Consider the following 12,449-nt stretch of genomic DNA (forward strand, 5'->3'; position numbering starts at 1 on the left):
GTTCGGTTGAGGGCAGGGCGGCCATTGCGCGAGGCCTGCAGTTTACCCGCTGGTTGCTGCGCATTACTCTTCAGAACAAGCGTCTCCGGACGCCTGCCCTCTCTGTTCCGCTTCCACTTCCAATAATCACAACGGAGCTTAAGATGCCTTCCACCCACGATCGCCAGGCCACCCGGACGATTTCCTTTACTGATCTCACGGAGCTGCTGCGGCAGATCTTTGTGCGTCACGGCACCTCGCCAGAAGTAGCGCGGGTGCTGGCCGCCAATTGCGCGGCGGCTGAGCGCGACGGTTCCCACAGCCACGGCATCTTCCGCATCAAAGGCTATCTGTCGTCGCTGGCAGCGGGTTGGGTGGACGGCCAGGCCGAGCCAAATGTCGAGGACGTCGGCGCAGCGTTTGTGCGCGTCGATGCCATGGGCGGTTTTGCCCAGCCGGCGATGCAGGCCGCCAAGGCCCTGGTGATCGAGAAAGCACGCAGCGCCGGGATCGCCATTCTGGCCATCCGCAACTCCCATCACTTCGCCGCGCTGTGGCCGGACGTCGAGCCGTTCGCCCAGGAGGGGTTGGTGGCCTTGAGCGTGGTCAACAGCATGACCTGCGTCGTGCCCCACGATGCGCAAAAACCCTTGTTTGGCACCAATCCCATCGCGTTCGCCGCGCCACGGGCTGACGGTCAGCCCATCGTCTTTGACATGGCCACCAGCGCCATCGCCCATGGCGACGTGCAGATCGCCGCCCGAGAGGGGCGCCTGCTGCCGCCGGGGATGGGCGTCGACCGTAACGGCAATACGACCGAAGACCCGAAAGCCATTCTCGACGGCGGCGCGTTGCTGCCTTTTGGCGGTTACAAAGGATCGGCGCTGTCGATGATGGTGGAGCTGCTGTCCGCCGCGCTCACCGGCGGCAATTTCTCCTTCGAGTTCGACATGTCGAAGTCACCCGGTGCGCAAACCCCCTGGACCGGCCAGGTGATCATCGTCATTGATCCGGACAAGGGCAGCGGTCAGGCATTCGCCGAACGCAGCGAAGAACTGGTCCGGCAGATGCACGGCGTCGGCCAGCAGCGCATGCCGGGCGATCGCCGCTATCGTCAGCGCGAGCGTTCCTTGAAAGACGGGATTGCAGTGTCAGCAGAGGATCTCGATCGGCTGGAAGCGCTGGCTAAAGGTTAACGGCTTGACGTAAAGGGTCGGCGCGGAGGCTGCCTGAGTGAGCCCAAAACTCAGGCTCATTCCCATGACCATTCGTCGCGACAGGACTTGCGCTCGAGGGACGTTGAAAATACTGTATGTTTAAACAGTATCGAGAAGAAGAGAGCGGCCATGCAAACCAATCAAGTCAACACCCGTCAGGAATTCGCTGCGCAGAAAAACGAGTCGTCATTCAGCAGCGTGTGGGGCAACGAGATGCAGCGTGAGGATTTTCTTGCTCTGGCGTCGGGACTTCGCCAGTTCAGCGCCAGTCAGGCCGATATCGCATTTGTGCCATCAAGCGCCGGTTACGCCACGGGCAACGCCAATGTCTACGGGGCTGAACAGGGTCAGCTCGCAGGGGAATGATGTCAGGAGCGTGCTCCCGGCAAGACAGCCGGGATTGATTCAGGGCTTGAATCGCACCAGCACCGGGACGGGCGTCTGACCGTTCACCGGGCCGTCTGCGTCAGGCTGGCGTATTTTACCGGTGCGAATCATCGCGAGGGCAATCAATGTGCCCACGGCCGACAGCGCCAACCAACCCAGTAAGAAAGAAATCATTGTCTGGTTCTCCGAACTACAGAAATCGGGCTGCCATTCAAAAAGAATAGCGGTACATCAGAACCTATCGGCCACGAAGGTGATTCCTTGAGCCGTCAATTCGGAAGATTGACCAAATGAGCCCAAGGGCGCAACTCCCTCGGACCAATGGGGTCTTGCTCTTTGAACACAGTCAACTTCAGGACCCTCGTTTATGAAAGATCTCGGCTCACGTCTGAAAGAAGAACGCAAACGGCTCGGGCTGTCGCAACAGGACTTCGGCTCCATCGGTGGCGTTGAGGCCAACGCCCAAGGCAAATACGAAAGCGGTGAACGCATCCCGCGTTCGGATTACCTGGCGGCGCTGGGCAAAAAAGGCATCGACGTCATGTACGTGCTGTCAGGCGAGAGGACCCCGATCGCCACCGACACGCTGAACGACGCGGAGCGGGCAGTCATTACTCATTACCGGGCGCTCAGCGAAGATGACCGCGAGGCGATTTCGCAATTGGCTACGTCGCTTTCAGAGTGCGCGACCGAGTTTTCCCGCTCTGCATAAAAAGGGCACGCTCTGCGCGGAGGAATCACGAGGGCCGGTTGCAAGAAAATATATGGAACGTATATGCTCCGTATATTCTTCGAGAGGTCGGTATGGGACTGGTAAAAATTTCCGAACAGATGCACGCCAACATACGTTGCGCCAGCGCGGCCCTGAGTCGCTCGATCAATGCTCAGGCCGAACACTGGATGCGGGTGGGCATGCTCGCCGAGCTGCACCCCGGTCTGAATTACAGCGAGATCTGCCAGTTGCTGATCCGCGCTGAAACGTCTGGCGGCGCCGTATTGAGTCTTCAGCCCTGCGACCTGGTACCGGATCTGGCCCCGGCCCGGGCGGTGTCCCAATGAGCATCAGTCTCAAGACCGAAGCCGATCTGGTCGGGTTGCGTGTGGCGGGGCGCCTTGCCGCAGATGTGTTGGCGATGATCGCAGAGCACGTCCAGCCGGGCATTAGCACCGAAGCGCTGGACGACATTTGCAACGCCTACATTGTCAACGAGCTCAAAGTGATCCCTGCCAACGTGGGCTACCACGGGTTTACCAAAACCACCTGCATCTCGCCCAACACGGTCGTCTGCCATGGCATCCCGTCAGCGGATGACGTGCTTAAGGACGGCGACATCGTCAATATCGACGTCGCGGTCATCAAGGACGGCTGGTACGGCGATACCAGCCGCATGTACTACGTCGGGGAGGTCAGCCCGCTCGCCCGGCGTCTGGTCGAAACCACGTACGAAGCCACGCTGGCGGGGATACACGCCGTGAGACCCGGTGCGACCCTGGGCGACATCGGCCATGCCATCCAGAGCGTGGCCTACCGCGAAGGCTTCAGCGTAGTGCGTGAGTACTGCGGGCATGGCATCGGTCGCAAATACCACGAAGAACCTCAAGTCCTGCATTACGGCGCAGCGGGCAAGGGGTTGAAGCTCAAGACCGGCATGGTCTTCACCATCGAGCCGATGATCAACGCCGGTAAACCGGGCACTTACGTGCTGGATGATGGCTGGACCGTGCTCACCCGCGATCAGTCACTGTCGGCGCAGTGGGAACACATGGTGGCGGTGACCGAGACGGGCTTCGAGCTGCTGACCCCGTGGCCGGACGGCACGGGCGACTACCCGGCGGTCTGAGCGCGGGCGTTGAGCAAGGTTGAGCAAGTGGGTCTGGACGCATGAAGTCACAATAGCGAACGTGACGAAAACGGGACTGAGCTTGTAGGCTCCTTCTCGTTCCCCTGTGGTGCTGCTTCCTGACAGGCTTTGGATGATCAGTGCAGGTAGCACCAGGGGAGAACACCACTTATCGGACACAAAAAAACCGGCCTTGGCCGGTTTTTTGTTGCCTGCTTAAACCTTAATGTCTGGATGGCTCAGCTTCCAGCTGCCTGGCAGCCACGACTCCGGAAGAACTGAGTTTAACGGGGTACTTCAACGTGCGATCCCCTTCAGCAGGGCGGTTAACGCACCCGTCGTGAATCAATCCCGCCTCCTGCAAATGCTCAAGGGTGTCTGCAACCGCATTCTCCCCTCGGTAGTTGTCCAGAACTTCCTTGCCCAGGCCTGCCGGGTGGGCATGTAGCAATCGGGTCAGGACTTCCTGCTTCAGTGCGTTATCGATGGTCATGTTTACCTCGCTTTGCTGGTGTGATGAGCGCTGCTTGTAAATTCCGACCACGTGAATCCGGGTTTGTTTGCAGTTTTCCTCGATCAGGTGCGTTTCCATTGCACCTGCGTGACGCCCAGGCCTTCGGCGTAAAGCAGCGCGCGTTTCACCGGCCCCGCGCAGATGTGACCCTCGACGGCGCCCACCCCTGCGTGCAAGGTCGCAAAATGCAGCGCGTCACTTTCGCAGAGATGATTGCCTTGATGATTGAAGTGCCGCGGCTCACCTTGAAACCGGTAATGAATTTCAAAATCCTTATAGTCATTCATGGTGCTGGCCTGTATGGGCGTGGGTTAACGCCGGCTGAATGAGGGGGCTTGCTTCATGTACCTGACAGCCTGCACGTCGACTGCATCGGCATTGCTGTCACTTCATTTCGAGATCGATACAGGCTGATCAACTCTCAATGGGCCTTGGACCGTAATGCATCTCTACCTGAGACAGGCCATCCGCAATCGGGTTGCGAAGCGGCCGACCGGCGCAGAATTGCATACCTTCATGAGGGTTTAAAATCGTTGGCCGATGGGCGGCCATGTGCCATATCGATATGAATATTCGCCATACATCCAGACGCGTTGACTAGGGATAACAGGGCGTTTTCGAAGGGATGCCGGGGATCAAACCCGCCCGCGAAGGTGAATGCTGGAGGGGTCGGAAATGTTTTGTGCGGAAAAGGCAAATTGATGGCCCGCTTCGGCCGGCTTTTCTGAAAAAATCCTTTTTTATCAATTGATTCCGGGATGAACCTGTATGCGCAGTGTGGGCTTGGCGGTAGTGGCGGTTTTTCTGGCAGCGGTGTCCGTGACCGCGCACGCCAAAGACCTCAGCAAGAACGATCTGCAGGTCTGCAAATGGGGAGCAGGTGTCGCGGGGGCGGCGCAGCAGTCAAAGCTTTCTGGCACCACCCTCTACAGCGCGCGCAAAAAACTGCAGAGCCGTAAGTTCGCCAAACCGTGGATGAGCAAGATGGCGCTGGGCATCACGGAACAGACCTACAAAAGCTCTTCGAAGCTCAAACCCGCCGCAGTGAAGCAAACCTACTACGAGGGCTGCATCCAGCACGACCTGGCGCGTAAATGACTGGGGGGTTATTCGGCGTTGGACAGCCACGCAAGTCGCCTTTCACGGCGTGGCAGGCGACTTGAGTAGGGATCGGCGCGCGCCGCTGCGGATCAATGGCAGTTGCCGGCCAAATGATAATGCTGCGCTTCGGCAGCCGCCGGGCTGTTGAACTCCACCCGGTTTTTCTCGGCAATCGCGTTGTACGAAGGGCAGTCCGGACGGTGGTACACCATGGTCTTCTTGTTGCCGCGAATCGCCAGCGTCAGGTTCGCCGGGTTCCCGCCGGCACTCGCAGCAGGCTTCATCGGATTGCTTGCAGTGGGCGGTGCCTTGGCGGTCACGGCAGACGCCCCGGCAGCACCGTTGCCACCGCTCAAATTGGCGCTGAGGAAAATCGGTGCGTGATCGGACACGCTGTCACGGCCCTTGGCGTGGGTCACGCCGAGGAATGTCGGGTAATCGAACACCTCGACCTTGTTCACCCGGATCGCCGACTGCTTGCTGATAAAGATGTTGTCGTAGAGGTTGGCGAATTTGCCGTCCTTCGTCGAGAGCGTGCTCGCGCCATCAAGTACCAGCGGCCTGGCGCTGCTGTCGAGCTTGTCCCACGCGGGCGAGTTGGGCGGGGTGTTGAAGTCGCCCATCAACATGATCTGGTTGTTGCCCGGGTAGGTTTCCTGCAGCCAGGTCCAGTAATTGGACAGCGCGACGATTTCCGAAGCGCGGTCCGCCTGGTTCTTGCCATACAGGATGTGCACGGTGGCCACGACAAAGGTCTTGCCGTCCTTGAGCGAGCGGAATTGCGCAGAGTAGGGCTCACGCTCGAAGGTGTCGCTGCGGTCCAGGTAGCTCACGGCGCCGTCTTCATAGGCAACGGCATCATCCCGCCAGACGAATCCGTACATTTCCTTGTAGGAAGAGCGGCCCACGGCATGGGACGCCATTGAGCTCCAGTGCTTGCCGGTTTGCCGGGTCAGCTCCTTGGCCAGCGCCTCCAGCGCGTCTTCGCTCATCAGCTCCTGAACCGCGAGAAAGTCCACCTTCTGCGCGACTTTGGCGATGCCCTGAAAGTCCTTGTTCGGGCGCACGCTCAGGTGCTCCAGGTTCCAGGTGCCAATGTTGACGTCAGCGGATGCGGTTTGCAGGAAAGTGAAAGACAAAAGCAGAGCGACACAAAATCTGAGCATGTTTATCCAACTGGGTTATTCATCGAGGGAGATTGATTCGGGGGGCAGCGGTGACGAGTCGATGGCCGTGAGCTGTGCGCCTGCGGCCATCACTGTCGTAGCGGGGATGTCTGGCCATGACCTCGGCCTCAAGGACGCCGGCAGGTCAATCTTCCTTGGGCACGGTCCAGAAAATCTGCACGCCGCCGTCGTCCCGCCAGGCCAGGGTCACGTTGTCGTTCTCGTCGATCTCTTCCAGCAACTGTTTCCAGTCGTCTTCGAGTTCGTCCGCAAGCCGGAAAATCAGCGCCGCGCGGGCTTTCTGCGCACTCTGCGAGTTGATGATTTTCTGAACCCGCACGGCCATGCGCTCGTAGTGCCCTGGCGATGCTGCGGTTGATGCGTTGGTGTCAGACACGACGTGACCCTCCTGTTCGCTGTATGCGCATACAGTATTTGAGTGTCGGACGTTTCGCAACAGCGGATCGGACAAAAACCTCCTTTGACCCAAGTCGCTGATTTTTCGGTTGATTGTCCGGGATTGCGAACCAAAGTCGATGGCGCTGATCTGATCTGCTAGATGACGATTCAGCGTTTGAGCGCATGACGCTTGAGCCCTACACACCAGGAGGCTTTTATGAAGATTCAATCATTGCTGATGCCGGTCGCGTTCGCCTGTTGTGCAGCGTTGGCGGGTTGTTCTACGTCGACCGTGGTCACCTTGCAGAACGGCACGCAGTACGTGACCAAGGATGCGCCGAAGACCAAGAGCAAAGACGGCTTTTATGAGTTCGAGGACATCTCCGGCAAAACCATCCGCGTGCGCGCTGACGAGGTAGCCACCGTCAAAGAAGAGGACTGAGCCACGCCAGGGCCCGGCTGGCATGGCCGCCGGGCCCGCGCTGTATGCAAACTCGTCCCGATCTGAATGGAACGTCTTCGCATTGCCTTCGCTCTAAGCGAGGCTTTCTGCTCACGATATTTCCTCTCAGGCCCTAATTATGGATACCCCACCCAACACCGGGTTCAGCGCAGCACCCCTGCGTTTCCTTGCCAACGGCGGTGCGGTCGGTGATCTGCTTCAGTCCCCATTGATGGACGGCTCGCCCCTCGGCGCGCCCTCCGACTGGCCGGACAGTCTGAAGGCCCTCATGGGCACGATTCTCCCTGTGCAGGCGCAGATTGTGCTCTTTTGGGGACCTGAATTCGTGGCGCTCTACAACGACGCCTATGCGCCGAGCATCGGCGAGAAACATCCCCGTGCCCTTGGCCGGCCTGCGGTCGAGAACTGGCGCGAGTTGTGGGACGACCTCGAGCCGCTGCTGCGCGGCGTGCGTGAAACCGGGAAAACCTTTGCTGCCAAGGACCGTGCCTTTTATATCGAACGCCACGGCTACGGCGAAACCGTTTACTTTGACGTCTCCTATTCTGCGGTACACCAGAGCGACGGGGCCGTGGGCGGCGTGCTCTGCGTTGTGACCGAAACCACCGAGCGCGTGCATTTCGAACGTCGTCAGGCGCTGCTGCTTGAGGTGGGGCAGGCCTTGCCTTCCATTCGCGACCCCGAGCAGATCGAAGCGGACGTCATCCGGCGTATCGGGCGCGAGCTGGGCGCCACCCGAGTCCACCTCGCGGAGGCTGACGAGCAGGGCGACTTCGTCATTCGCCGTGAATACCGGCAGGGTGACGTGACGACCCGATCAGGGCTGATCGCCGTCAGCGACGACAGCTGTTCTGCGTTGCGCCAGGGCTTTACCGTGCAAGCGGCGATTAAGGCTGACGCCGTTCTGGCTGACCCTCACGGCGTTGCTCTTCAGCAAGACCGCACAACGAGTCTGGCCGTGCATGTGCCGTTGCTGCGCCATGACGTCCTGGCCGGCGTGTTCACTGTTGAGTTCGACGGGCAACGGGTCTGCAGCCCCCATGACATTCACATCATCGAAGAAACAGCCAAGCTGGGCTGGCAATGGATCAACCACACGCGGGCTGAATCGGCGCTGCACGCCAGTTCCGCGCAACTGGCCGGGATGTTCGAGCAGGCAGGCGCCGGGATTGCGCTGTGTGATCACCGAGGCGTGTTTCAGCAGGTCAATGATCGCTACTGCGACATCATGGGGCTGCAGCGCCGGGCCATCGACGGCCGCTCAATCCTCGATCTACAGAACGACCTCGCACCTGACACGCAGTCGATGTTCCATGAGAACTTCCTGACCGCCGAAGCGCCCTTCGAGCTGACTCAGCACCATGTGCGCGCCAATGGCTCCGTCGTATGGGTGCAGACCCACGTGACGCCGCTGCTCGACGCGCAACAACACCTCAGCGGCTTGCTGTTTGTTTGCGTTGACATCACCGCGCGTGTGGGTGCCGAACATCAACTGATCGAGCTCAACGAAAGCCTCGAACAGCGCGTCGCGACCATGGTGGCCGAGCGCGAGGCGGCCATTTCGCTGCTGCACGAGTCGCGCAAGATTGAGATGGTCGGTCAGCTCGGCGGCGGCATCGCCCATGACTTCAATAACCTGCTGACGCCGATCATGACCTCGCTGGAGTTGCTGCGGCGCCAGCCGGTCAGCAATGACCGCTCCCATCGCTTGATCGATGCCGCACTGCAGGCCGCAGATCGCGCGAGAATTCTGGTCGGCCGCTTGCTGACCTTCGCTCGCAGGCAGACGCTCAAGCCTCAGGTGGTGGCGCTGGACAGCCTGGTCAACGACATGCGTGACCTTATCCAGCGCTCGCTGGGTCCGACCATCGAAGTAATCGTCGAGATTCCCGCAGATCTGCCCAACATACTCATCGACCCCCATCAGCTTGAACTGGGCGTGCTCAATCTCGCGGTCAATGCCCGGGACGCGATCGCCGAACGCGGCTACCTGAAAATCAGCGCGCGTCCCGAGGTGATTGCCGACAGTCCGGGGTTGGGCCCGGCGCCGGCGCAGGGTTGTTACGTCAGGCTGACAGTGTCGGATAACGGCAGCGGCATGACCGAGGAAGTGCTGCAACGCTGCGTCGAGCCGTTCTACTCAACCAAAGGCGTCGGCAAGGGCACCGGTCTCGGATTGTCGATGGTGCAGGGGCTGGCCCTGCAATCGGGCGGTGGTTTTGATGTTCAGTCGGCGCCGGGTCTTGGCACGCGCGTTGACATCTGGCTGCCCGTGTCGAGCGCGGATGTGCTGACACCGGCAGAAGGCGAGGGCGACTCGGCGCCCGCCGCGGATCACCCTTTTCACGTGCTGGTGGTGGATGATGAGGAACTGGTCCGCTACACCGTTGCGCTGCAACTGCGTGACCTGGGCTATCGGGTGACCGAAGCGGCGTCGCCGTTGGCTGCCGAGCAGATGGTCAGCGCCGGGTTGCGGCCGGACGTGCTGATCACCGATCAGTTGATGGCCGAAAAAAGCGGTACCCAGCTCGCCTTGAGTCTGCGCGAAGTCCTGCCTGAGCTGCCGGTGCTGGTCGTCACGGGGTACACCAGCGATTCGTCGACGCAGATTGCCGGTTTCGAGATGCTGGCCAAGCCCTTCAGCCGCGCTGACATTGCGTCGAAAGTGGCGCAGGTGATCAACGAACGGAAAGCACCGGCATTGATCAGCGAGCAGGCCGGTCACGCCTCTTGATGGAGAGAGCCCTTCACGCCGCGCCCTTCATGCCAGGTGCTGCAACGGCATGAAGGGTGGCTGCTTCGCCTAAACGGCTCGGCCGATGGCCTGTTCGTAGCACGACAGGAAATACTGCCACTGGGATTCGTCCCAGAATGAGTGCCTTCTGAGCTGCGGAATATCGTGACGCGCCGCGCCCAGGGTGGTGATCCGGCCGTGGGATTTTTCCAGATCCAGCAGCGCCAGCTCAAAATCAAAACGCGTGTCGGTGACCGTCGCCTTGATGAAGATGTGCTTGGAGCGCATGCAGCCATGCTGCCACTTGCCCAGGTGCATCTTTGCCAGGGTCTCGGCCAGGCGCTTGAAGAGTCGCTGATGTTGCTCGACGCTCAAGGTGCTGGCACCGCCCTGGGCATACCAGGTATCAAGATCGATGAAACCGCCCAGATCCTTGGTCACCAGAACGCCTTGCCATACACCGGCGACCTTGCGTGCGCCATAAAAAACAGGTCGTGGTGCGTTGACGCCCAGTTCCTCGAGTTTTGTCAGCGCGATGCCCTCACGCAGTGCAGTCGGGCGGCCTGTCGGGTAACGGAAGCTGCGAAACAGGTGGCCCGTCTGGCGTTTCACGTAAAGCGTCTTGCCGTCATGCACAACGCGTTGCACACCGCTGGTGCCGTTGCGGCGCACGTTTGGTGGCTCGACCCAAGGCCCCGACGTGCCCCACCAGAACTCAAACTCGTTGTTTGCCCGACCCATCATGCGCTCCGAATACTGTAGAAATCTTGCTTGTGCAGCGACTGCCGTGTTGCAGTGCGAGCCCCTCTGGCCGTCGCGGGCCAGATTAGTTCACTGCCGCTCAAGGATATTGGCGAATGGCCATTTTGAAGGCGCCCAGCTTACTGGCTTGACGCGTTCATTAACCAGTCAAACCCGCGGCATTTACGCCATCCAGCAGGTCGTATAGGCAGCATTTGCCTGATTACGCCGCCAGGCAATCCCGTTGGATGACCCTTGGGACGTGTCCCTCGTGAGCCAAGTCATGCCCGTTCGTCCCATTCCTGTGAAACTCGCGGAATTGCTGGAACCTGGCGACATCCACCGTGCATAACTAAATAAGGAAATTTGCCATGATCTCTACACTTGAACTCTGCCATATCGTCGAATCAGGTTTTCTGCCTGCCAAGTGCAAATGCACCATCGATGCCAACGACCAAATAATGGTGCAGATTTTTGACCGCGAGCGGGGCCACGCCGATCTCCTGGCCGGGGGTATTCCGGTCAGCTCGCTCAACTCCAGCCGCGCCATCGCCAACCTCATAGCCACGCTCAAAGAAGACTTGAAGCTCCACTCAGCCAGCCGACGTACGACCGCCTATCAGGAACGCGCGTAATTCCTCAGTAAGGCTCACGACAACCGAGGCACGATTCACCCTTCCTTTCTATCCTCCGATTCAGGGTGCAGGCCGCCAGCGCTGCAACGGTTATCGGAGGAGCAGGGCAACACACGACCCGTCTCTTTTCACCGCTTTGCACAGTTGACAAATGCTTGAACGGTTCCCATAGTTTCGCTCACGCAAACGTTTGCGATTTCGTCGATGCATCCCCCGACGCGTAAACGCTGCCGATAACAACAATCATAATGTCGGAGTGATTCCATGAAGCTGCCATTCGCTGCACGCCTTCTTGCTGTTGCCATGCTCACAGCTTCCGCTGCAACCCTGCCTCTCTCATCCGCCTTTGCCGACGACGCCAAAAAGCCGACCGTCGCGCTGGTGATGAAATCCCTCGCCAACGAATTCTTCCTGACCATGGAAGACGGCGCCAAGGTCTATCAAAAAGAACATTCCGCTGACTTTGACCTGATTTCCAACGGCATCAAGAACGAGTCCGACACGGCCGCGCAGATCGACATCGTCAACCAGATGATCGTTAAGAAAGTCGACGCGCTGGTCATCGCCCCGGCCGATTCCAAGGCCTTGGCGTCGGTCCTGAAGAAGGCCATGGACGCGGGCATCAAAGTCGTCAACATCGACAACCAGCTTGACGCCGACGTGCTGAAAAGCAAGGGCATGGAAGTGCCGTTCGTAGGCCCGAACAACCGCAAGGGCGCCAAGCTGGTGGGTGACTACCTGGCCAGGCAACTGACGGCAGGTGATGAAGTCGGGATCATCGAAGGCGTTCCGACCACCACCAACGCGCAGCAACGCACCGCGGGTTTCAAGGACGCGATGGACGCTGCGCAGATGAAGATCGTTTCCACGCAGTCGGGTAACTGGGAAATCGACAAGGGCAACGCCGTTGCGTCCGCCATGCTCAACGAATACCCGAACCTGAAAGCGCTGCTGGCCGGCAACGACAGCATGGCGCTGGGCGCGGTCTCGGCAGTGCGTGCGGCAGGCAAGGCGGGCAAGGTTCAGGTGGTCGGCTACGACAACATCAATGCCATCAAGCCGATGCTGAAAGACGGCCGCATTCTGGCCACCGCTGACCAGTTCGCGGCGCGTCAGGCCGTGTTCGGTATCGACACCGCCCTGAAGATGGTCAAGGGCGAGAAGCTCGAGATCACCAACGGCGTGATCGAAACCCCGGTCGAGCTGGTAACCAAGCCGCAGTAAGCCGGCCTGGTTGCTCAGTCAACACATTCCAAACCCGCAGTTGTCCAA

16 protein-coding genes are annotated in these 12,449 nt (G+C 59.8%); 10 read left to right on the forward strand and 6 right to left on the reverse strand.

The features are described from left to right. Positions 1–143 precede the first annotated feature (143 nt). Together ABEH28_RS10450 and ABEH28_RS10455 are read left to right on the forward strand one after the other, a co-directional pair. The gene (locus ABEH28_RS10450) at positions 144–1,175 is read left to right on the forward strand and encodes an Ldh family oxidoreductase (protein ID WP_346629865.1); all 1,032 of its coding nucleotides are present in this window, start codon (positions 144–146) and stop codon (positions 1,173–1,175) included. Between the two features lie 150 nt (positions 1,176–1,325). Further along, complete coding sequence (locus ABEH28_RS10455) at positions 1,326–1,562, forward strand: hypothetical protein (protein WP_282371535.1); 237 nt, start codon at positions 1,326–1,328, stop codon at positions 1,560–1,562. 39 nt (positions 1,563–1,601) lie between these two features. Here ABEH28_RS10455 and ABEH28_RS10460 read toward each other — a convergent pair whose 3' ends face one another. Beyond that, entirely contained in the window at positions 1,602–1,757 is a 156-nt protein-coding gene (locus ABEH28_RS10460; RefSeq protein ID WP_346629866.1) for a hypothetical protein, read from the reverse strand. Between the two features lie 193 nt (positions 1,758–1,950). On the opposite strand from ABEH28_RS10460, the gene ABEH28_RS10465 reads away from it, so the two are divergent. The 3 genes from ABEH28_RS10465 (at position 1,951) to map (ending at position 3,424) form a co-directional block, all read left to right on the forward strand. After that, positions 1,951–2,295, forward strand: a complete 345-nt coding sequence (locus tag ABEH28_RS10465; RefSeq protein ID WP_192172000.1) for a helix-turn-helix transcriptional regulator — start codon at positions 1,951–1,953, stop codon at positions 2,293–2,295. A 92-nt stretch (positions 2,296–2,387) separates the two neighbouring features. After that, positions 2,388–2,642 (forward strand): ParD-like family protein, encoded by a 255-nt coding sequence (locus tag ABEH28_RS10470; RefSeq protein ID WP_108120136.1) that lies wholly within the window; start codon positions 2,388–2,390, stop codon positions 2,640–2,642. After that, positions 2,639–3,424, forward strand: a complete 786-nt coding sequence (map, locus tag ABEH28_RS10475; protein WP_346629867.1) for a type I methionyl aminopeptidase — start codon at positions 2,639–2,641, stop codon at positions 3,422–3,424. The genes ABEH28_RS10470 and map overlap by 4 nt, the downstream gene beginning before the upstream one ends. Before the next feature lie 223 nt (positions 3,425–3,647). On the opposite strand, the gene ABEH28_RS10480 is transcribed toward map, so the two are convergent. Together ABEH28_RS10480 and ABEH28_RS10485 are read right to left on the reverse strand one after the other, a co-directional pair. Then, positions 3,648–3,917 (reverse strand): hypothetical protein, encoded by a 270-nt coding sequence (locus ABEH28_RS10480; protein ID WP_192172285.1) that lies wholly within the window; start codon positions 3,915–3,917, stop codon positions 3,648–3,650. An 83-nt stretch (positions 3,918–4,000) separates the two neighbouring features. After that, entirely contained in the window at positions 4,001–4,225 is a 225-nt protein-coding gene (locus ABEH28_RS10485; protein ID WP_192171998.1) for a DUF6555 family protein, read from the reverse strand. A gap of 481 nt (positions 4,226–4,706) precedes the next feature. On the opposite strand from ABEH28_RS10485, the gene ABEH28_RS10490 reads away from it, so the two are divergent. After that, entirely contained in the window at positions 4,707–5,036 is a 330-nt protein-coding gene (locus tag ABEH28_RS10490) for a hypothetical protein (protein ID WP_346629868.1), read from the forward strand. A gap of 92 nt (positions 5,037–5,128) precedes the next feature. On the opposite strand, the gene ABEH28_RS10495 is transcribed toward ABEH28_RS10490, so the two are convergent. Together ABEH28_RS10495 and ABEH28_RS10500 are read right to left on the reverse strand one after the other, a co-directional pair. Next, entirely contained in the window at positions 5,129–6,178 is a 1,050-nt protein-coding gene (locus ABEH28_RS10495) for an endonuclease/exonuclease/phosphatase family protein (RefSeq protein ID WP_282371555.1), read from the reverse strand. A 172-nt stretch (positions 6,179–6,350) separates the two neighbouring features. Beyond that, positions 6,351–6,602 carry a DUF1654 domain-containing protein gene (locus ABEH28_RS10500; protein ID WP_265386143.1) on the reverse strand — a complete coding sequence of 84 codons (252 nt, stop codon included), beginning with the start codon at positions 6,600–6,602 and terminating at the stop codon, positions 6,351–6,353. A gap of 219 nt (positions 6,603–6,821) precedes the next feature. On the opposite strand from ABEH28_RS10500, the gene ABEH28_RS10505 reads away from it, so the two are divergent. Together ABEH28_RS10505 and ABEH28_RS10510 are read left to right on the forward strand one after the other, a co-directional pair. Continuing rightward, positions 6,822–7,046, forward strand: coding sequence for a YgdI/YgdR family lipoprotein (locus tag ABEH28_RS10505; protein ID WP_037010898.1), 225 nt, complete (start codon positions 6,822–6,824; stop codon positions 7,044–7,046). A gap of 139 nt (positions 7,047–7,185) precedes the next feature. Then, positions 7,186–9,801, forward strand: coding sequence for a PAS domain-containing protein (locus ABEH28_RS10510; RefSeq protein WP_346629869.1), 2,616 nt, complete (start codon positions 7,186–7,188; stop codon positions 9,799–9,801). 69 nt (positions 9,802–9,870) lie between these two features. Here the strand turns inward: ABEH28_RS10510 and ABEH28_RS10515 are convergent, their stop codons facing one another. Continuing rightward, positions 9,871–10,542 carry a lipopolysaccharide kinase InaA family protein gene (locus ABEH28_RS10515; RefSeq protein ID WP_346629870.1) on the reverse strand — a complete coding sequence of 224 codons (672 nt, stop codon included), beginning with the start codon at positions 10,540–10,542 and terminating at the stop codon, positions 9,871–9,873. A gap of 371 nt (positions 10,543–10,913) precedes the next feature. Here ABEH28_RS10515 and ABEH28_RS10520 point away from each other — a divergent pair, with 371 nt between their 5' ends. Together ABEH28_RS10520 and ABEH28_RS10525 are read left to right on the forward strand one after the other, a co-directional pair. Next, positions 10,914–11,177, forward strand: a complete 264-nt coding sequence (locus ABEH28_RS10520) for a DUF1652 domain-containing protein (RefSeq protein WP_192171992.1) — start codon at positions 10,914–10,916, stop codon at positions 11,175–11,177. A 264-nt stretch (positions 11,178–11,441) separates the two neighbouring features. Further along, entirely contained in the window at positions 11,442–12,401 is a 960-nt protein-coding gene (locus tag ABEH28_RS10525; protein ID WP_346629871.1) for a sugar ABC transporter substrate-binding protein, read from the forward strand. Positions 12,402–12,449 lie beyond the last annotated feature (48 nt).

The sequence above is a fragment of the Pseudomonas sp. Ps21-P2 genome (genome assembly GCF_039672565.1).
Taxonomy (GTDB): domain Bacteria; phylum Pseudomonadota; class Gammaproteobacteria; order Pseudomonadales; family Pseudomonadaceae; genus Aquipseudomonas.